The following is a 21,128-nucleotide window of genomic DNA, read 5'->3' as shown; positions in this document are numbered from 1 at the left end:
TAAAAGGAGAGAATAACTGATGCACGTTTCTTATCATGGACATTCTGTTGTTAAAATTGAAACAAAAGGAAAAACAATTTTAATTGACCCGTTTATCACTGGAAATGAATTAACAGATTTAAATGCTGAAGATGTAAAAGCAGATGTGATTTTACTGACTCATGGCCATAATGATCATGTAGGCGACACGGTGGAAATTGCTAAGCGCAGCGGTGCACTTGTTGTGGCAGTAGCAGAATTAGCTACATATCTTAGCTGGCAAGGCTTAAACGTACATCCAATGAGCATAGGCGGAGCCTATACATTTGATTTTGGCACGGTGAAATTGACCCAAGCTTTCCACGGTTCAAGTTATACAGAAAATAATGAGAAAATTATTTACACAGGAATGCCGGCTGGTTTGCTTTTAACGATTGAAGGAAAGACAATTTATCATGCTGGAGATACGGCTTTATTTTCTGATTTGAAGTTAATTGGTCGCCATGAGCCTGACGTAGCATTTCTTCCAATTGGAGATAACTTTACAATGGGACCTGAAGATGCAACTATCGCAGCGGAGTGGGTGCAGGCAAAACTTGTTGTGCCAATTCACTACAATACATTTCCTGTAATCAAGCAAGATCCTCATCAATTTGTTGAGTCTTTATCTGATATTGAAGGAAAAGTATTAAAAGTTGGAGAAGGATTGGATCTTTAATCATAAATAGAGGCTGAGACAAAACGATTTCAGTTAAAGTTAAAAAAGAACGAGTAATCGATATTATCGATCACTCGTTCTTTTTTTATTGTTAAGGTGAACGTAGGTTTCATATATGTAGCGGCTTCTAGCTGTTGATTGGAGGGCAAGACGAAGACTCCCGCGGAAAGCGAAGTCTTGCACGCAAATCAACTGCGGTGTCACAAGCGGTTCAGCTCATGTCTCACATTTGTTCGTCTTTAGATTGAATCGATGCAGTTATGTCCTAATCTCTTTTTATTTGCAAAGAAACGTTCTGCTTTTTTTACTTCCCTGCATACGATAGTAATAATAAGGAGGGAGAGCTATGGAAAAAAATCGAGTTATTTTATCGCTTTTACTATGCGGAGTGATGCTTTACTATGCAATGCCGCACTTAGTGTTAACAACTTCGAGTTTGCAAGGGATTTTTAGTATAAGCTGGCTTACCTTTGCTCTTTTTGTAGCCGGAGGCAATTTGTCATCACTGCTTTATGCACCGCGCCGCAAGAAGGCAAGTATTCAAAAAAATAGTGCGAGAAAGCCTTTGCGTCAAAGAGGTTAGATTGAATCCATTTCACTTCCCCCGTATAATAAAAGAAAAGACATATGAAACGTAAAAACGTTTTAGAAGGGTGAAGTACACGTGGCGACAAAACATGAGCAAATTTTACAGTATATCGATTCGCTTCCAATTGGTGAAAAAATTTCAGTGCGCCAAATTGCCAAAGAACTGAATGTCAGTGAAGGCACGGCGTACCGAGCAATAAAAGACGCGGAAAATAAAGGATATGTTTCAACGATTGAACGAGTTGGGACCATTCGAATTGAACGAAAGAAAAAAGAAAACATTGAAAAGCTCACGTTTGCTGAAGTAGTAAACATCGTGGATGGACAAGTGCTGGGCGGACGTGAAGGCTTGCATAAAACGTTAAACAAGTTTGTTATTGGAGCGATGAAGCTTGATGCTATGATGAGATATACCGAGGCCGGAAACCTTCTTATCGTAGGGAATCGAGTAAACGCTCATGAATTAGCTCTTGAAGCAGGAGCAGCCGTGTTAATTACGGGCGGCTTTGATACGGAAGAATGGGTTAAGAAGCTTGCGGATGATCTTAAGCTTCCTATTATTTCAACGAGCTATGACACGTTTACAGTTGCAACGATGATTAACCGTGCTATTTATGATCAGCTGATAAAAAAAGAAATTGTGCTTGTAGAGGATATTTTAACACCTATCTCTGAAGCGGTTAGCTTGCAGTTAACCGATACGATTGAAAAATGGCATGAATGTAACGATAAGACTCACCACAGTCGTTTTCCTGTAGTGGATCAGCATATGAAAGTTCACGGTATGGTCACTTCAAAAGATGTTATTGGATATGACCTTTCTACTTCAATTGAAAAAGTAATGACGAAAAATCCGATGACGGTTCACGGGAAAACATCGGTCGCTTCTTCTGCGCATATGATGGTATGGGAAGGGATTGAAGTGCTGCCTGTAGTGGATGATTACCACCGGCTAGAGGGCATTATCAGCCGTCAAGATGTTTTAAAGGCGCTGCAAATGATTCAGCGTCAACCGCAGGTAGGAGAAACCATTGACGACATTGTAACCAATCAATTTATGGATGTACAAGAGACAAAAGAAGCACCTGTGTATCGCTGTGAAGTAACGCCGCAAATGACGAATTATATGGGGACTATTTCATACGGAGTTTTCACTACTATTGTAACGGAAGCCGCCAATCGTGTTCTTCGCTTATATAAAAAAGGTGATTTGGTTATTGAAAACATCACCGTTTATTTTATTAAGCCAGTTCAAATTGAAAGCGTAATTGAAATTCGTCCTAAGCTATTAGAACTTGGTCGGAAGTTTGCTAAATTAGATGTAGAAGTCTACAATGCCGGGGTTGTAGTAGGGAAAGCGATGATGATGGCTCAGTTATTGGAAAGAGTATAAAAAAAGAAGCTGCTCTGCAGCTTCTTTTACATTTGATCAGCTTCTTTTATTACATAAGGCTGATAGTACTTGTAAGCTTTGATACCTGCTAATATGCTGCCTGAACCGAATAATACAAATAGTATGCCGATAATAAGCGAAAGGCTTGTTTCGTAAATAAACCATTGATTGATTCCAAAAAATAATACAAAAGAGCCAAGACAAATACTCGACTTAGCGGAAATCCATTTTCGTTCCATTGGGCGTTTCGAACGTACGTATTTTACTTTTAAATACATGTAGAAAACAAAGGACACAACGATTAAAATCATAAAAAATGGCACAGACGCCCCTCCAGTCCGGTGTATTTCTATCCGTAATGTTTCTAGATGCTAGTAATCAGTAGTGTTGAAAGTGTTTACAGTAGTATCTATTATTTTACAGGCTGATGACAGAAAATTCTACTATTGATTGATTCTTCTTTTAAAAAAGAGAAGAGATATGATTTAATAAATAATATGGATACAGCGCTGTGGAAATGTAAGTGCACGTGGTGCGTACATAAAACAAGAACAGTATTGACAGGAGAGAGAAAATGAAAGCACAAATATTAGAAGCTATTAAGCAGTTTGACACCATCATTATTCACCGGCATATTCGTCCAGATCCAGATGCATACGGATCTCAGTGCGGATTAGCGGAATTGTTAAAAACATCTTTTCCGGAGAAGAAGGTATACGTAACGGGAGAAGAAGCGGAGTCATTAAAATTTTTATACCGGATGGATGATATCGCTGATGAGACCTATGAGGGTGCGCTTGTCATTGTTTGTGATACGGCTAATGAAGCACGAGTATCAGATCAGCGCTACGTAAATGGAAAAATGGTCATTAAAATTGATCACCATCCAAACCAAACTCCTTACGGTGATTTGCTTTGGGTTGAGACGTCTGCTTCTTCAACAAGCGAAATGATTTATGAATTTTACTTAGAAGGAAAAGAAAAGGGTTTATCTCTGAATGATGAAGGAGCAAAGCTGATCTTCAGCGGTATCGTCGGAGATACGGGTCGATTTTTATTTCCAAATACAAAGCCGAAAACGTTTTGCTATGCAAGTGAATTGATTCAATATGGTTTCAATTTTAAAGATGTATATGATCAGTTATACAAAACAAAAGAAAACGTCGCTCACTTACACGGATATGTGCTGCAAAACTTTACGATGTCTCCAGCAGGAGTTGCTCATATGAAAATTCCAAATGAAATTCTTCGAAAATATGATGTGACACCAGCTGATGCTTCTCAGCTAGTCGGTTCGTTAGGGCAAATTGATGGAGTAAAAACGTGGGTGTTTTTTGTGGAGGAAGAAAATCAAATTCGTGTTCGCCTTCGTTCAAAAGAGCTTGTCATTAATACAATTGCTAGAAAATACAACGGAGGAGGCCATCCTCTTGCGTCCGGCGCTTCCATTTATTCATGGGAAGAAGTAGAGCCTTTACTACTTGATTTAGAAGAGCTCTGCAGTCAGCAGTAATCTGTAAAATAAGCCGTTGATTTTAAATCAGCGGCTTTTTATAGTACTTTTTCCATCTTTTTAATTCGAACTTCAATCGAAAGCGTTGTATAAAAATAAATTTGATGAACTTCAACTTCATAAATCGTTTTATCGAATTCGTATTTTTTATTTTCAATTGCTTTTTTTAAGATATCCCTGCTTCGATACGCACTTTCAATATCTTGGGCAATTAAGTGCTGTGCTTCTTTGTCCACACTTTTTTGAATATTGTATTCAACCACAGAGTTTACTTTATAACGATTGCCGTTTACTAATTTTACTTTCACATTCTGAATAATTAAATGCTGCTTCATTTCCTTGTTTAATGCTTTTACATCTTCTTGCCATGCGCTAATTTGCAAATTTGCTTTTTCTAGCTTATCATTAGCAATTCGAACTTCTTCTAGCTCTCTATCTCTTGAAACGCCATAAATCGTTAAAAACACACCCCAGCTAACAATTGCTCCAATGACTATACCGGCAAAAAAACGCTGCCAGTCGGAGCGCTTGAACATTCGCTCGCTGGGTACCCTCATACAAAATGCTCCTGAGTTAACCACTTGATGATAAGAGCCCCGGTCTGAGCTCCTCCCATAGCGGATAGAATTAAAAGGATTTGTTTGAATACATCTTTTGTGGCTCCTTCAAAGAGTCCTCGCTCAAAGCTGTAAAACGTATCAAATGTTCCTCCAATTGCTCCGACAATTGCCCAGATTTTCAAACTATTGCTGAGGGTATGCATGACGTATAAAGGAGATTTTCCAATTAAAAACCCCGCAAATGCTCCAATTAATGAACCGCCTAAAATAATACCTAATGAAGTGAAGTAACTCCAAATGAAAAGAGACATAAAAGGCTCTTTTGTCATGACGTGTCCTCCTTTACTAGTTTATCAATGAATCACGCTTCCTACATATATATGGACAAACGCTCAGAGTTATGTAATTTGTCTACGCCGGCAACAAAATTTATAATAAGAATAAAGAATTAAAGAAAGGTGGGAAGTCCTGTGCCTTTTGTTCACTTGCAGCTTCAAAGTTCTTATAGCTTATTAAGCAGTTCCGTTCGTATTCATGAGCTTGTAGAAACAGCTAAGAAAATGAACTATGAAGCGATTGCTTTGACTGATGAAAACGTGATGTACGGAGTCATTCCTTTTTATAAAGCCTGCATGAAAGCGGGGATCAAGCCAATTATTGGGCTCACATTATCAATCCTAGAACATGAAGAAAGCGAGCGAGCGTACCCTTTAGTTTTGTTAGCGGAAAATGATAAGGGATATGAAAATCTATTAAAACTAAGCAGTTTAGTTCAAACCAAGGAAAAACACGGTGTAAATAAAAAATGGCTCCATCATTACAGCGGCGGGTTGATTGCTATTACACCCGGTGTAACTGGAGAAGTTGAAACTCTGCTAGCAGAAAACAAACTTCAAGATGCTAAGCGAGTGCTTCAATTCTTTAAAAAAGTATATTCGCAGTCTTTGTATATATCGATACAGCGCCACGGACAGGATGAAGCTTTTATAAATCAGCAGTTAACGGAACTTGCTGCTGAAGAAAATATCCCGCTTGTTGCGACGAATCAAGTGAAATATTTAAAAAAAGAAGATCGGGATGCGTATGAGTGTTTAGCAGCTATTCGAGACGGAGAGAAATTACATAGCGATGAAGAGGTAAAAAGTAAGAGCAGCGAGTACTATTTCAAATCACCTGATGAAATGGAAGATCTCTTTCATGACCAGCATTTTTTAATAGAAGAAAGTATAAAAATCGCAAGACGATGCGAGCTCGAAATTTCTCTAGGCGTAATGTCCATTCCAAAATATCCTGTTCCCCCGTCTGTTACATCATCAGCCTACTTGCGCACTCTCTGCGAAAAAGGATTGCAAGAAAGAGTTCAAGTGATCACGGAACAATATGAGGAACGCTTGGATTATGAGCTGAACATTATTGAAAATATGCGCTTTAGTGATTACTTTCTTATCGTATGGGATTTTATGAATTATGCTCATGAACACGGTATTTTAACGGGCCCAGGCCGTGGTTCAGCGGCAGGCTCACTGGTCTCATACGCCTTGCGAATTACAAATGTTGATCCAATTCAGCATCAGCTTTTATTTGAGCGCTTTTTAAACCCTGAACGTATTTCGATGCCTGATATTGATATTGATTTTCCTGATAACAAACGAGATCAAGTCATTCAGTATGTGGCTCAAAAATATGGAGCGCTGCATGTAGCTCAAATCATTACATTTGGAACATTAGCAGCTAAAGCAGCCGTACGTGATGTAGGGAGAGTGATGGGATTTGATCAAGAAGCGCTAAACAAAATGTCCAAAGCGATTCCAACCAAACCAGGTACAACGTTGAAAAGCGCTCTTCGTGATTCAAGAGTTCTTCAAGACTATTTATCTGAAAATGAAGCCAGAAAACAATGGTACAACATTGCCATGAAGATAGAAGGACTGCCAAGGCATACTTCTACGCATGCAGCAGGCGTTGTGATTAGTGAGAAGCCGCTGACGCAATCTGTAGCTGTACAAGAAGGACATGATGATGTATATCTGACGCAATATCCAATGGAAGCTCTGCAAGACGTTGGGCTTTTGAAAATGGACTTTTTAGGTTTGCGCAACTTAACCATTTTAGATCATATTTTAAAGAAAATTGAGCGGGACATGAATCGAAAGCTGGCACTGTCTCATATACCGTTTAACGACCAGAAAACTTTTGAACTGCTGAGTAAAGGGGATACGACCGGTATTTTTCAGTTAGAGTCAGATGGAATGAGAAGAGTGCTTCAGCAATTAAAACCTACAGAGCTAGAAGATATTGTGGCAGTTAACGCGCTGTATAGACCTGGTCCGATGGAAAATATTCCAACCTATATTAAGCGCAAGCATGGAGTGGAAAAGGTAATATATGATCATCCTACGCTTAAAGACATTTTACAATCCACGCACGGCGTTATCGTGTATCAAGAGCAAATTATGCAGATTGCTTCAAAAATGGCCGGTTTTTCTCTTGGAGAAGCAGATTTGTTGAGAAGAGCAGTTAGTAAAAAAGAACGGGCAGTGCTGGATCGTGAACGAGCTCATTTTATCCAAGGAAGCAAGAAGAAAGGATATGACCTATCTGTTGCTAATCGAGTGTATGACCTTATTGTGCGTTTTGCTGATTATGGCTTCAACCGAAGTCATGCCGTTGCTTACAGTATGGTAGCCTATCAGTTAGCTTATTTGAAAGCACATTACCCGCTGCAGTTCTTTTCAGCTTTACTAACGAGCGTTATTGGAAACGAAGGGAAAATTGCTCAATATATTAATGAACTAAAAAGAAAAAAAATACAAGTTCTCCCGCCTTCTATTAACAAGAGCATGTATTCGTTTAACGTAGAAGGTGAAAGTATAAGGTATAGCCTTGCAGCCATTAAACATATTGGTGCAGCAGCTATGCAGGAAATAACAGAAGAGCGAAAGAAAAAAAGATTTGAAGACTTATTTGATTTTTGTGCCCGTGTTTCACAAAAAACCGTGAATAAAAAGGGGCTTGAAGCTTTGATTCTATCTGGAGGCTTTGATGAGTTCGGAGAAAATCGAGCTACTTTATTAGCAACGATTGATGTAGCGTTTGAACATGCAAGCTTGGTACTCCCAGATGATGACTTTGGATTTGGAGATGAATTTTCGTTAAAGCCTAAATATATGGAAAGAGAGGAACTGAAAATAGAAGATCGGCTTCAGTATGAAAAAGATATGCTAGGTTTTTATTTATCAAGCCACCCTGCTTCTCAGTATGAAGCCCTGAATTCCTTTTATTCTGTTGTTTCTCTTCACGATATGAAAGAATACGCTTCAGGAAAAGCGGTCTCTCTTTTAGTATTTGTGTTGGAAATTCGCGTCATTCGAACGAAAAAAGGAGAGCAAATGGCCTTTTTACGCATCACGGATGAAAGTGGAGAAGGAGAAGTTGTTGCGTTTCCCCGCGTATTTGAGCAGAATCGTCTGCTGTTTGAACAAGGGAAAGTTTTACTGATACAAGGAAAGATAGATGAAAGAAATGGGCAGCAGCAAATTGTATGTCAACGTGCTGAAGCTGCTAGTGAGGCGGTTCAAAAACTACCTTCAGAAGAATTATACTTACGTATAGAAACAAAGCAAGGTACAGAAAAGCTGCTTCATACTATTTACCAGCATTTTCAGTCTCATAGAGGGGAAATCCCCGTGAAAATTTATTATGAGGCAGAACGTCAATTGGTCAAGCTTCCCGTTCACTATTCTATTGAACGAAGCGACGAGTTAATAAAAACTTTAAAAGCAATGCTAGGAGAGAAGCACGTTGTGTTCAAGAAGATATAGTCTTTACAGATTTCATGTGATGTTATATGGTAAAATAGTTAAAAAAGTGGTCTGACCACCGTTTTTTATGAAATATAAGAATTAGATGCGTTTTTCTTGAAATGAAATGTAATTGGATTTATAACATCATATGAGTAGTGTGGGAAAGAACATGGTTCAGGCGCAGTATTTGTTATCATTTTGTTTATTGGGAGTGAAATTCATTGTCTTTACGTGAAGAAGCATTGCATATGCACCGCATTAACAAAGGTAAACTAGAATCAAAGTCCAAAATTCCTGTTCGAAACGCAGAGGATTTAAGCCTTGCTTATTCTCCTGGTGTAGCAGAACCTTGCAAAGAAATATATGATGATGTAAACAATGTATATGAATATACGATGAAAGGAAATATGGTAGCTGTTGTATCTGATGGCACTGCCGTATTGGGCTTGGGCAATATAGGTCCTGAAGCTGCTCTGCCAGTAATGGAAGGGAAAGCTGTCCTTTTTAAAAGTTTTGCCGGCGTAGATGCATTCCCAATTTGTTTAAACACGACAGATGTGGACAAAATTATAGAAACTGTTAAATTGCTAGAACCTACTTTTGGAGGCGTTAATTTAGAAGATATTGCGGCTCCTAACTGTTTTGAAATTGAAGAGCGGTTGAAAAAGGAAACAAATATCCCGGTTTTTCATGATGATCAGCATGGGACGGCTATTGTTACGGTAGCGGGCCTTCTTAATGCCCTGAAGCTGACAGGAAGAAAAATGTCACAAATCAAAGTGGTAGCAAATGGAGCAGGAGCTGCTGGCATTGCTATTATTAAATTATTATACAGCTATGGAGTGCGCGATATCATTATGTGTGATTCCAAAGGAACGATTTATGACAAGCGTCCTCACGGCATGAACCGTATAAAAGATGAAGTTGCAGCCTATACAAATCGAAGCAAAGTAGAAGGTACGTTAGCTGATGCCTTAGAAGAAGCTGACGTATTTATTGGAGTGTCGGTTGAAGGAGCACTCACACCGGAGATGATTGGAAAGATGAATCCAGACCCAATCATTTTTGCAATGGCAAATCCGGTGCCTGAAATTATGCCAGAAGAAGCTAAAAAAGCTGGCGCGAAAGTAATCGGCACCGGACGTTCTGATTTTCCTAATCAAGTGAACAATGTCTTAGCGTTTCCGGGGATATTCCGAGGTGCACTAGATGTACGTGCTACTCATATTAATGAAAAAATGAAAATGGCTGCAGTTGAGGCTATTGCTAATTTAATTACGGAAGAGGACTTGAATACAGACTATGTGATTCCAGGTCCATTTGATGCACGAGTGGCTCCGGCAGTAGCCGCCGCTGTTGCAAAAGCAGCTATGGAAACAGGCGTTGCCCGAATAAAGGTAAAGCCAGAAGCCGTAGCTGAAAACACACGTCGCTTAGCGATTATTGAATAAGGTTACATCAACTGTTCTTTGACAGGCATGATGCTTCAAGCATGCCTGTTAAAGTAATGTAAAGTGAGTGGTAGTAAACTTGAAGAATGAACGTTCAAAAGTATATGTAGAAATTCTAAAACAAATTCGCCAGCTAATGGAAGACGATCGTTTAACTACGGGGGATAAAATCCCGTCAGAACGAGAGCTTTCTGAACGGTTAGGCGCAGGACGTTCTTCCGTTCGAGAAGCGCTCAGAGCGTTAGAGCTAATTGGGTTGATTGAAACTAGAAGAGGTGAAGGTACGTTTATTAAAGAAGTAGGGGATCATCAATTTATTGATTTATTAGCTACTTTTTTAGTACAAGACGGTAAAACAAAATCAGATTTAATTCAAACGAGATATATTCTTGAAAAGAGCTGTTTGTATTTTGTTTTAGCGGAACAGGACGAAATCAATGTTTCGAAACCAATTCAAAAGCAGAATGACGATTGTTTGAAGAACTTGTTTGACTATTTGTTTTCTTTGCAGCCTAATCGGCTACTACACCGAATCTGGCTGATTATTTGCCGTTTTTCTCAAACTTTTCAACAAAACTCAGCGCCAAGCGACATTCTGATAAGTGAATTAGTAGAGGCGTTAGCTAAAAAAGATGAAGCAGCTGTATTAAATCTTCACCATCAGTGCTACAAACAAGTGTGAAAGAAGGAATTTGTCGAAAGAGACATGCCATCTTTCTACACAAAATCAAACAGTCATCTAGTAAAGTAAATAGCAACTAATAAAGTGAAGCGAACAATTCGTCCAATTTTTGTCTATCCGTCACTTGATTTGTATTTGAGGCGGATTTTCACAACTTGTAAATAGTAGAAGAAGAGGAAGAATAAAGGTTCTTATGATAAAGAAAAGAACCAAAAGGAGGTTACACCTTGTTACGAGATTTATTTACAAAAAACACAAAAACTCCAAAAAAACGAAAATATGCTACGATTCCTTCTGAGCATATGAGACAAGATGTACCTGAAGGAATTATGACCAAGTGTAAAAAGTGTAAAAAAATAATGTATACGAAAGAGTTAAATAAAAACTTAAAAGTATGCTTAAACTGTGGATATCATCATCAAATGACAGCACCAGAGCGTATCGAAAGCTTAATCGACAGCGGAACGTTTGTTGAATACGACAAAGATATGACGTCAGAAAATCCTCTTGGGTTCCCTGATTATCTTGAAAAGCTCGAAAAAGATCGTGAGAAAACTAATTTAAGTGAAGCGATTGTTACGGGTGAAGGAGATATTGAAGGCATTAAAGTAGTAGTTGCTGTTATGGATTCACACTTCCGTATGGGAAGCATGGGTTCTGTAGTCGGCGAGAAAATTACTCGCGCCATTGAAAAAGCGAAGGAAATGCATGTTCCATTCCTTATTTTTACAGCTTCAGGCGGTGCACGTATGCAAGAAGGTGTTCTGAGCTTGATGCAAATGGCTAAAACTAGCGCAGCTCTTAAAATGTTCAGTGATGAAGGCGGCTTAATCATTTCGATTATGACACATCCTACTACAGGGGGCGTGTCAGCAAGCTTTGCTTCGTTAGGTGATTATAATTTAGCCGAGCCGGGCGCGTTAATTGGCTTTGCTGGAAGACGTATTATTGAACAAACAATTAGAGAAGAGCTTCCAGAAGATTTTCAGACGTCGGAATTTCTGTTGAAGCATGGTCAGCTAGACGGAGTTATTGACCGTCATGATTTAAAAGAAACGTTAACAACTATTTTAGATATACACGTAGCAGGAGGTGACATCGAGTGGTAAGTGAATTAGAATTTGAACGCCCAATTGTCGAGTTGCGAAACAAGATTGCAGAGCTTAAAGAGTTTGCTAAAAACACAGAAGTGGATTTATCTAGCGAAATTGATAAGTTAGAAAATCGCTTAGAAAAAGTAGAAAACGATATTTACAATCATCTAAGCCCATGGAACCGTGTTCAAATTGCTCGTCATCCTGAGCGTCCTACAACACTCGATTATATTTCGCGCTTGTTTACAAACTTTTTAGAGTGTCATGGAGATCGCTTTTATGGAGATGATGAAGCAATCGTAGGAGGAATTGCCAAGTTTAATGGCGTGCCTGTTACCGTGATTGGACATCAGAGAGGTAAAGATACGAAAGAAAATATTCGCCGTAATTTTGGTATGCCTCACCCTGAAGGCTACCGTAAAGCACTACGTCTAATGAAGCAAGCGGAGAAATTTAACCGCCCAATTATTTGCTTTATTGATACAAAAGGAGCTTATCCAGGAAAAGCGGCAGAAGAGCGCGGACAAAGCGAAGCTATTGCGAAAAACCTTTTCGAAATGGCTGGCTTAACTGTACCTGTTATTTGCATTGTAATTGGAGAAGGAGGAAGCGGGGGAGCCTTGGCATTAGGTTTAGGAAATCACCTTCATATGCTTGAGAACTCCACGTATTCAGTTATTTCTCCAGAAGGAGCGGCAGCCATTCTTTGGAAAGATTCTTCTCTTGCGAAAAAAGCTGCTGAAACGATGAAGATTACAGCACCAGATTTGAAAGAACTGGGTATTGTAGATGAAATGGTTTCAGAGGTAAAAGGTGGAGCTCACCGAGATATCGATGCACAAGCTGGATACATGGAGGGCATTATCAAGAAATCATTAAAAGAGCTGATGAATTTATCAAAAGAAGAGCTAGTGGAAGAGCGTTATTTAAAATACAAAAAAATCGGACAATTTGCAGCTGAAAACGATGCCATTACTATAAAATAAAGAAACGTGCACTCTTGAAAAATAAGGGTGCGCGTTTTTGTGCGGTTTGTATAGCCCTTCTCTATTGTGTTTACAAGTTCTTCGTGGTATTTTATAGACAGCAAAAACCTTTAAGTAAAAGTAGAAAAAGAGTGTTTTTTAAAAATTTCCTATGGTTATTAGCAGCTGTGCGAGCGTTTGTCTTTTCTCCAAAACGTGAGATATATAAGACATATCAGGCAGCAAGTATTGCTGTATGAATTGCAGGGAATAGTAAAACAAGAAGCAAACGATGAAGAAATTCATCGTTAAAGTGCTGTGTATTTGTTTGCTATTTGATTCAGCGCTACGTAGGTATTTCATAAGTTACACGTAAAGCAAGGTGAACAAGTCAGGGCAACAAAGTATTTGTTCACAGCCTGCTAGTACAAGGTTAGTAAAAGAAATAGCTATTTGCCCTATCTAAAGAGTAAATAGTAAATATATAGGAGGAAATTTGAATGCGTAAAACTAAAATTGTATGTACTATTGGACCAGCGAGTGAAAGTGTAGAAAAATTAGTTGAACTAATTAACTCAGGCTTAAACGTTTGTCGTCTAAACTTCTCTCACGGTGACTTTGAAGAGCACGGTGCACGTATTGTTAACATTCGTGAAGCTGCGAAACAAACAGGTAAAACAGTAGGTATCTTACTTGATACAAAAGGACCTGAAATTCGTACAAACACAATGGAAAATGGTGCAATTGAGTTACAAGAAGGCTCTGAAATCATTGTTTCTATGACAGAAGTAGTGGGAACAACTGAAAAATTCTCAATTACATATCCAGGTCTAATTGAAGACGTACACGTAGGATCAAAAATCCTTTTAGATGACGGTTTAATCGGTCTTGAAGTACTAGAAATCAATAAAACTGACGGTGAAATCAAAACAAAAGTACTTAACCCAGGTACATTAAAAAATAAAAAAGGTGTAAACGTGCCAAACGTAAGTGTAAACCTTCCTGGTATCACTGAAAAAGATGCTAACGATATTGTATTTGGTATCGAACAAGGCATTGATTTTATCGCTGCTTCTTTTGTGCGTCGCGCATCTGATGTATTAGAAATTCGTGAACTACTAGAAAAACACAATGCAGCTCACATTCAAATCATCTCAAAAATTGAAAACCAAGAAGGCGTAGATAACATCAAGGAAATTCTTGAAGTTTCAGACGGTTTAATGGTTGCTCGTGGTGACTTAGGAGTAGAAATTCCTGCTGAAGAAGTACCATTAGTACAAAAAGATTTAATCAAACAATGTAATGCGCTTGGCAAACCAGTTATTACAGCTACACAAATGCTTGATTCAATGCAACGCAACCCGCGTCCAACTCGTGCGGAAGCAAGTGACGTTGCCAATGCTATCTTTGATGGTACAGATGCAATTATGTTATCTGGTGAAACAGCTGCAGGTTCTTACCCAGTTGAAGCTGTACAAACAATGCATTCAATCGCTTCTCGTGCTGAGCAAGCTCTAAACTACTCTGAGATTTTACAACAGCGCAGCAAGCAAGTTGGCCCATCTATTACAGATGCAATTGGACAATCTGTTGTACACACAGCGCTTAACTTAAACGCTAGTGCAATCGTAGCGCCAACAGAAAGTGGTTATACAGCGAAAATTGTTTCTAAATATCGTCCGCAATCTCCAATCGTAGCTGTTGCAGCAAATGATTCTGTTGCACGTCGTCTGTCTCTAGTATGGGGTGTTACACCAGTTGTTGGTGAGCGCGTAAATACAATTGACGATATGTTAGATCACGCTGTAAATGACGCAGTAAAAACAGGCGTTGTAGCACACGGCGACTTAGTGGTTATTACAGCTGGTGTTCCAGTTGGAGAATCAGGTGCAACGAACTTAATGAAAGTTCAAGTTGTAGGTGACGTTCTTGCTAAAGGACAAGGAATTGGTCGTAAAGCAGCAGTTGGTAAAGTAGTTATTGCTAAAACTGCTGAAGAAGCAAATGCAAAAATGACTGAAGGTGCTATCCTTGTTACAAACAGCACAGATCGCGATATGATCAGTGCAATTGAAAAAGCAGGGGCTCTTATTACAGAAGAAGGCGGTCTAACAAGCCATGCAGCTGTAGTAGGGTTAAACTTAAGCATTCCTGTCATTGTAGGCGTAGAAAACGCAACAAGCGTATTCTCAGAAGATCAAGATATTACAGTTGATGCTTCACGTGGTGTTGTATACAACGGACACGCAAGCGTACTGTAAGAACACGTAGATGATAGAAAAAAGAGAAGGGGAATCCTTCTCTTTTTGTTTAGGCAATTCAATAAGCGAAGAGGTGATGATGGTGAGGAAGCTCCTTCCGCTCCTTCTTATTGTACCTGCTGTTGAGGTAATGATTTTGATTTATTCAAGTCATCTCATTGGTGTAATGTCAACATTTTTACTGATTATTGCTACCAGTTTTATTGGTGCGTTTCTAGCGAAAAAACAAGGAACATCTCTTTTTCAAAAAGCACAGCGTCAGATGAGCCAGGGACATGTTCCGAGCGGTGAAATCCTTGATGGTATGTGTGTACTATTTGGCGGACTGTTTCTGCTGTTTCCAGGCTTCTTGACAGATGTTGTAGGCTTTATCTTTTTACTGCCGTTTACACGCAGAATCGTTAAGCCTTTCCTTTTAACGTGGCTAAGAAGATTTTTTCAAGGACGTAATCGAATGACGATTATTCGTTAACTAGAAAGTGTGTGAAAGAAGCTTCTTTCACACACTTTTTCATTTTCCTATAATAAACTGCCACGTTTCTTTAAAAACCCCCGTTGTATGAAGAGTTTTTAGAATAACAAGAATAACAGGGCCAACTATTAATCCGAAAAATCCAATCAGTTGATATCCTACAAATAAAGCAATTAATGTAGCGAGAGGATCAAGACCAATGCTTGATGACAAAATTTTTGGTTCCATAATTTGTCGCTGCACAAGTACTACAGCATATAGTACCGAGAGCCCTACAGCAAATGACATGTTATCTGTTGCAAAGGCATAAATCATCCAAGGAACAAAAACCAGTCCTGTTCCGAGGTAAGGAAGAATATCTACTAAGCCAATTAATAAAGCGACCGTAATAGCATAATCAACCCTAAGAACAAGTAAACCAAAAAGAACGATGATTGTGGTAATCGAAATAAGCGTAAGTTGAGCTTTAATAAAACCAAACAGTGCATTTTTAAGCTCCACAACAACTGTCTGTCCATTTTCTCTTACTTTTTTAGGAATAAACACGCTGCTTTTAGCCATCAGCTTGTACCAATCTTTACTAATAAAAAAAGTAGCCAGCAATGAAAAAATAAGCACAGTCGCTGCATTAGGCAATACGGATAAAAGTACTGGGATGCTTTGCAATACATTTTGCAAAAAATCGCCCACGGTTTGAGCGATATGGTTGCCTACCCCTTTAATGTTCGATAAAATAGTTGCTTGCTGACCGGTATTTAAGTTATTAAACATAGAAGTAATGCGTTCATAAAACGGAAGTATTTGTTCTGTAGCAATATTTTCAATAAATATGACCACTTCTTTGAAATTTGTGGGAACAACTTTCGCTAAATACGTACTTCCTGCAATGATTTCTGTGATAAGTAACGTAATAAGTCCGGCCAAAAGAGAGAAGATAAGAACCATTGACAGTAAAACAGCTAAGTAGCGGGGTAAGCGCAGCTTCAATTCAAATAGATTAACCATAGGGTTTATAAAAAAAGCGATGCAGCAGGCGATAATAAATGGATATACGAGAGAAGAGACATAATAACTAAGAAATATAGATGCTGCAATAATTGCCAACACACAAGCTAAGCGAAATAGTCGGTGTAAATGAAGCTTGTACACAATAAATAGAGGCCTCCTTGTAAACGATAGTTAACAAAAGAAAAAGCTACTCATAAAATATTTACGTAATACGCTTTAGATTTATCACAATAAAAAAAGAAAGGATGAGTAAAATGTTCTCACAACCCATGCTTTTTTTAGCTGTTTTACTCGTAATTGGATTAGTGGCTAAAAATCAATCATTAATCATTGCAGTTGCATTTTTACTTATTTTAAAATTAATCGGGTTAGACGGTAAGGTTTTTCCGTTTCTACAATCAAAAGGAATTAATATTGGAGTAACGGTTATTACAATTGCCGTTCTTGTGCCGATTGCAACAGGAGACATAGGATTCAAACAATTAGGAGAGGCTGTGAAATCTTCTTATGCCTGGATTGCTCTAGGAGCGGGAATTGCTGTAGCAATTATTGCCAAATATGGACTTACACTCTTGGAAGATGATCCGCATATTACGACCGCTTTAGTTTTTGGCACAATTCTTGCTGTGGCGCTGTTTCAAGGGGTGGCAGTAGGTCCGTTAATCGGTGCTGGAATTGCTTATTTATTTATGAAATTAACCGAACTTTTTTCGTAGAAATTTTTGTATAATAATAATTTTTTTAAAATTTCTTCTCTCTTTTGATTCACAAAAGTCAGATAATTGTTTATAATATATTTTGAGGCCGCATCTTTTTACATACAATTGTATGTTTTACCTATAGGGCTGTAACAAAGCAATGACACATGCAGATGTTTTGATTTTGTGTGTTATTGAAACAAATGGAAATGTAAGCATTTTCTTTACGTGGGGTAAAGGAATGTTCTTCCAAGATATATATTCAAAAGAGGCGCTTCGTATATCATTTAATGTCTAGTTGAGCAGAGGCTCAATTTTGTTTTTCACGTTTTACACAGAAAGGTATGGGGAATTTTTTCTGTAAAGGAGTGGAGATTTATGACAGCAACTCGAGGTCTAGAAGGGGTAGTCGCTACAACGTCAGCAGTAAGTTCAATTATTGATGACACTTTAACATATCAAGGCTACAATATTGATGATTTAGCGAATTATGCAACATTTGAAGAAGTGGTGTATTTACTATGGCACGGAAAATTACCTAACAAAGAAGAATTATCTGTGTTTTCTAGATTACTAGCAGAAAACGCTAAATTACCCCAAGAAGTCTTAGATCATTTCAAAACTTATCCAATTAAAGATGTTCATCCAATGGCAGCTTTAAGAACAGTCGTATCACTATTGGGGTTGTACGATCCTGAAGCTGATTTAATGGATGAAGAAGCAAATTATCGCAAAGCTGTTCGTTTGCAAGCACAATTACCAACGGTGGTAACGGCTTTTTCAAGAGTCCGTAACGGATTAGAGCCAATTGAACCAAACGAAAACTATAGCATTGCCGCTAACTTTTTATATATGTTAACCGGCGAAGAGCCAACTGATATCCAAGTAGAGGCATTTGATAAAGCACTTGTCTTACACGCTGACCATGAGCTAAATGCTTCAACTTTTACAGCTCGTGTCTGTGTGGCAACGTTATCCGATATTTATTCAGGAATTACAGCCGCTATTGGAGCGTTAAAGGGTCCTCTTCACGGGGGAGCGAATGAAGCTGTTATGAAAATGTTGTCTGACATTCAAACAGTTGAAAACGCAGAACCTTACATTCGCGAAAAGCTCGCGAAAAAAGAAAAGATTATGGGATTTGGACATCGTGTGTATCAACAGGGTGATCCTCGTGCCAAGCACTTGAAAGAAATGTCTGAAAAACTTACCAAACAAGCAGGAGATACAACGCTATACGATATGTCAGTAAAAATTGAAGAGATCGTAACAGGCGAGAAAAAGCTTCCGCCAAACGTTGACTTCTATTCAGCTTCTGTATACCACAGCTTAGGGATTGATCACGATCTATTTACTCCGATCTTTGCCGTAAGCCGCGTATCAGGATGGATTGCTCACATTTTAGAGCAGTATTCAAACAATCGTTTGATTCGTCCAAGAGCTGATTATATCGGTCCTGGAAAACAAACGTACATTCCGCTTGAAGAGCGCAGCTAAACAATGTGACGAAGGTGCTCACGTTCGTTGAGCACTTTTCCATAAGTGAAAGTAGACAAATTTTTTAAGGAGGTCATTCTCATGACAAAAGGTGAACAAATTTCTGTAGCAAACGGCGTATTAAACGTACCAAATAACCCAATTATTCCATTTATCGAAGGTGACGGAATTGGTCCGGATATCTGGGCAGCAGCTTCTCGCGTATTAGAAGCAGCGGTTGCAAAAGCATACAATGGTGAAAAAGAAATCGTTTGGAAAGAAGTATTAGCAGGTGAAAAAGCATTTAATCAAACTGGCGAATGGTTACCGGAAGAAACGTTAGATGCAATTCGCGAATACATAATTGCAATCAAAGGACCATTAACAACACCGGTAGGCGGTGGAATTCGTTCTCTAAACGTGGCATTGCGTCAAGAATTAGACTTATTCACATGCTTACGTCCTGTTCGCTACTTTGACGGCGTACCTTCTCCAATTAAGCGCCCTGAAGATACAGATATGGTTATCTTCCGTGAAAATACTGAAGATATTTATGCTGGTATTGAATATGCGAAGGGTTCTGAAGAAGTACAAAAGCTTGTTTCATTCCTACAAACGGAATTAGGCGTAAATAAAATTCGTTTCCCTGAAACTTCTGGATTAGGTATTAAGCCTATTTCTTCTGAAGGAACAGAGCGTCTTGTGCGTGCAGCAATCAACTATGCAATTGAACAAGGACGCAAGTCTGTTACGCTTGTACACAAAGGTAACATTATGAAATATACAGAAGGCGCATTTAAAAATTGGGGCTATGAGCTAGCTGAAAAAGAATTCGGCGATAAAGTATTTACTTGGGCTCAATATGACCGCATCGTTGAAAAAGAAGGTGCACAGGCTGCAAACAAAGCTCAAGCAGAAGCAGAAGCAGCAGGAAAAATTATTGTAAAAGATTCAATTGCTGATATCTTCTTACAACAAATTTTAACTCGTCCACGTGAATTCGATGTAGTAGCAACAATGAATTTAAATGGAGATTACATTTCAGATGCATTAGCAGCGCAAGTTGGTGGTATCGGAATTGCTCCAGGAGCAAACATCAACTATGAAACTGGACATGCTATCTTTGAAGCAACTCACGGTACAGCACCTAAATATGCTGGTTTAGATAAAGTAAATCCATCTTCTGTATTATTATCAGGTGTGTTAATGCTTGAACACCTTGGCTGGAACGAAGCAGCGGATTTAATCATGAAATCAATGGAAAAAACAATTGCTTCAAAAGTAGTAACATATGATTTCGCACGTTTAATGGACGGCGCAACAGAAGTGAAGTGTTCAGAGTTCGCTGATGAATTAATTAGCAATCTAGGAAAACAAGTAACAGTTTAATAGCTATTCATTTAGGGGAGGAATTATAATGGCAAATATGCGTAAAAAAGTATCTGTTATCGGAGCGGGCTTTACAGGAGCTACAACTGCTTTTTTAATTGGTCAAAAAGAGTTAGCTGATGTTGTATTAGTTGATATTCCGCAATTAGAAAATCCAGCTAAAGGTAAAGCGCTGGATATGTTAGAAGCAAGTCCTGTACAAGGATTTGACGCTAACATTACAGGAACAGCCAACTACGAAGACACAGCTGATTCTGACATTGTCATTATTACAGCTGGTATCGCGCGCAAGCCAGGTATGAGTCGCGATGATTTAGTAACAACGAACCAAAAGATCATGAAGTCTGTTACTCAAGAAGTTGTTAAATACTCACCAAACTGTCATATTATCGTGTTAACAAACCCGGTAGATGCTATGACGTACACAGTATTTAAAGAATCTGGTTTTCCTAAAAACCGCGTAATCGGTCAATCAGGCGTATTAGATTCTGCACGTTTCCGTACGTTCGTAGCGCAGGAGTTAAACATTTCGGTAAAAGATATCACAGGTTTTGTACTTGGTGGACATGGCGATGATATGGTACCTCTTGTACGCTACTCGTATGCTGGCGGTATTCCTCTTGAAACGCTTATTCCAAAAGCGCGCCTTGAAGCAATTGTTGAACGAACACGCAAAGGCGGCGGCGAGATCGTTAACTTATTAGGCAACGGAAGTGCGTACTATGCTCCTGCTGCTTCTTTAGTGGAAATGACAGAAGCGATCTTAAAAGATCAGCGTCGTATTTTACCAGCGATTGCTTACCTAGAGGGTGAATATGGTTATAACGGCATCTACTTAGGTGTTCCAACCGTATTAGGAGCTGCAGGAATTGAGCAAGTAATTGAATTAGAACTGACTGATTCTGAAAAAGCTTCTTTAGATCAATCAGCAAAATCAGTTAAAACTGTCATGGGTGTATTAGCTTAATACAATAAAATAGGTTTGAGTATAGGTTTTTATCAATATTCAAACAATATTCACAAGGAAAATTCGGGGGAAACCTCGAATTTTTCTTGTATATAAAGAAAAGCTATTACT

The 21,128-nt window shown here is 38.7% G+C and carries 19 protein-coding genes; 15 read left to right on the top strand and 4 right to left on the bottom strand.

What is annotated here, in order from left to right:
- Window positions 1–19: 19 nt before the first annotated feature.
- From AC1D0Y_RS05085 to AC1D0Y_RS05075, 3 genes are all read left to right on the top strand, one after another.
- Window positions 20–697, top strand: a complete 678-nt coding sequence (locus AC1D0Y_RS05085; RefSeq protein WP_098333410.1) for a metal-dependent hydrolase — start codon at window positions 20–22, stop codon at window positions 695–697.
- 346 nt (window positions 698–1,043) lie between these two features.
- Entirely contained in the window at window positions 1,044–1,280 is a 237-nt protein-coding gene (locus tag AC1D0Y_RS05080; RefSeq protein WP_050688614.1) for a hypothetical protein, read from the top strand.
- Between the two features lie 81 nt (window positions 1,281–1,361).
- Complete coding sequence (locus AC1D0Y_RS05075) at window positions 1,362–2,678, top strand: CBS domain-containing protein (protein ID WP_013059459.1); 1,317 nt, start codon at window positions 1,362–1,364, stop codon at window positions 2,676–2,678.
- 26 nt (window positions 2,679–2,704) lie between these two features.
- Here AC1D0Y_RS05075 and AC1D0Y_RS05070 read toward each other — a convergent pair whose 3' ends face one another.
- A complete protein-coding gene (locus AC1D0Y_RS05070; protein WP_060745481.1) occupies window positions 2,705–3,001 on the bottom strand; it encodes a YtpI family protein in 297 nt (98 codons plus the stop codon).
- Window positions 3,002–3,252: 251 nt separating this feature from the next.
- Between AC1D0Y_RS05070 and AC1D0Y_RS05065 the strand changes: the two genes are divergently transcribed.
- Window positions 3,253–4,191 carry a DHH family phosphoesterase gene (locus tag AC1D0Y_RS05065; RefSeq protein WP_028410518.1) on the top strand — a complete coding sequence of 313 codons (939 nt, stop codon included), beginning with the start codon at window positions 3,253–3,255 and terminating at the stop codon, window positions 4,189–4,191.
- A gap of 38 nt (window positions 4,192–4,229) precedes the next feature.
- On the opposite strand, the gene ytrI is transcribed toward AC1D0Y_RS05065, so the two are convergent.
- Window positions 4,230–4,748, bottom strand: a complete 519-nt coding sequence (ytrI, locus tag AC1D0Y_RS05060) for a sporulation membrane protein YtrI (RefSeq protein WP_028410519.1) — start codon at window positions 4,746–4,748, stop codon at window positions 4,230–4,232.
- Entirely contained in the window at window positions 4,745–5,080 is a 336-nt protein-coding gene (ytrH, locus tag AC1D0Y_RS05055) for a sporulation membrane protein YtrH (RefSeq protein ID WP_013059455.1), read from the bottom strand. The genes ytrI and ytrH overlap by 4 nt, the downstream gene beginning before the upstream one ends.
- Before the next feature lie 141 nt (window positions 5,081–5,221).
- Between ytrH and dnaE the strand changes: the two genes are divergently transcribed.
- The 7 genes from dnaE to AC1D0Y_RS05020 all read left to right on the top strand — a co-directional run bounded on the left by dnaE (window position 5,222) and on the right by AC1D0Y_RS05020 (window position 15,479).
- On the top strand, window positions 5,222–8,572 hold the full coding sequence (dnaE, locus tag AC1D0Y_RS05050) for a DNA polymerase III subunit alpha (protein WP_477707361.1): 3,351 nt from the start codon (window positions 5,222–5,224) through the stop codon (window positions 8,570–8,572).
- A 203-nt stretch (window positions 8,573–8,775) separates the two neighbouring features.
- Window positions 8,776–10,005, top strand: coding sequence for an NADP-dependent malic enzyme (gene ystJ, locus AC1D0Y_RS05045; protein ID WP_013059453.1), 1,230 nt, complete (start codon window positions 8,776–8,778; stop codon window positions 10,003–10,005).
- Window positions 10,006–10,084: 79 nt separating this feature from the next.
- On the top strand, window positions 10,085–10,687 hold the full coding sequence (locus AC1D0Y_RS05040; RefSeq protein WP_221840659.1) for a FadR/GntR family transcriptional regulator: 603 nt from the start codon (window positions 10,085–10,087) through the stop codon (window positions 10,685–10,687).
- Window positions 10,688–10,914: 227 nt separating this feature from the next.
- The gene (gene accD, locus AC1D0Y_RS05035; RefSeq protein WP_013059451.1) at window positions 10,915–11,796 is read left to right on the top strand and encodes an acetyl-CoA carboxylase, carboxyltransferase subunit beta; all 882 of its coding nucleotides are present in this window, start codon (window positions 10,915–10,917) and stop codon (window positions 11,794–11,796) included.
- On the top strand, window positions 11,790–12,767 hold the full coding sequence (gene accA, locus AC1D0Y_RS05030) for an acetyl-CoA carboxylase carboxyl transferase subunit alpha (protein ID WP_013059450.1): 978 nt from the start codon (window positions 11,790–11,792) through the stop codon (window positions 12,765–12,767). The genes accD and accA overlap by 7 nt, the downstream gene beginning before the upstream one ends.
- Window positions 12,768–13,246: 479 nt before the next feature.
- Window positions 13,247–15,007, top strand: a complete 1,761-nt coding sequence (gene pyk, locus AC1D0Y_RS05025) for a pyruvate kinase (protein ID WP_028410522.1) — start codon at window positions 13,247–13,249, stop codon at window positions 15,005–15,007.
- A 79-nt stretch (window positions 15,008–15,086) separates the two neighbouring features.
- Window positions 15,087–15,479: an FxsA family protein gene (locus AC1D0Y_RS05020; protein WP_025750656.1), complete on the top strand. Its 393-nt coding sequence runs from the start codon at window positions 15,087–15,089 to the stop codon at window positions 15,477–15,479.
- Window positions 15,480–15,518: 39 nt separating this feature from the next.
- On the opposite strand, the gene ytvI is transcribed toward AC1D0Y_RS05020, so the two are convergent.
- Window positions 15,519–16,628, bottom strand: coding sequence for a sporulation integral membrane protein YtvI (ytvI, locus tag AC1D0Y_RS05015; RefSeq protein ID WP_217598428.1), 1,110 nt, complete (start codon window positions 16,626–16,628; stop codon window positions 15,519–15,521).
- 113 nt (window positions 16,629–16,741) lie between these two features.
- On the opposite strand from ytvI, the gene AC1D0Y_RS05010 reads away from it, so the two are divergent.
- From AC1D0Y_RS05010 to mdh, 4 genes are all read left to right on the top strand, one after another.
- On the top strand, window positions 16,742–17,203 hold the full coding sequence (locus AC1D0Y_RS05010) for a DUF441 domain-containing protein (RefSeq protein WP_013059446.1): 462 nt from the start codon (window positions 16,742–16,744) through the stop codon (window positions 17,201–17,203).
- A gap of 360 nt (window positions 17,204–17,563) precedes the next feature.
- Window positions 17,564–18,682 (top strand): citrate synthase, encoded by a 1,119-nt coding sequence (gene citZ, locus AC1D0Y_RS05005; RefSeq protein WP_016765709.1) that lies wholly within the window; start codon window positions 17,564–17,566, stop codon window positions 18,680–18,682.
- 75 nt (window positions 18,683–18,757) lie between these two features.
- The gene (gene icd / locus AC1D0Y_RS05000) at window positions 18,758–20,050 is read left to right on the top strand and encodes an NADP-dependent isocitrate dehydrogenase (protein ID WP_255255780.1); all 1,293 of its coding nucleotides are present in this window, start codon (window positions 18,758–18,760) and stop codon (window positions 20,048–20,050) included.
- A gap of 28 nt (window positions 20,051–20,078) precedes the next feature.
- The gene (gene mdh, locus AC1D0Y_RS04995; protein WP_013085194.1) at window positions 20,079–21,017 is read left to right on the top strand and encodes a malate dehydrogenase; all 939 of its coding nucleotides are present in this window, start codon (window positions 20,079–20,081) and stop codon (window positions 21,015–21,017) included.
- Window positions 21,018–21,128: the final 111 nt, after the last annotated feature.

This window comes from Priestia sp. P1_B12_1 (genome assembly GCF_056406695.1).
Note: the sequence above shows the minus strand (reverse complement) of the source record. Positions and strands in the feature narration are given on the sequence as shown.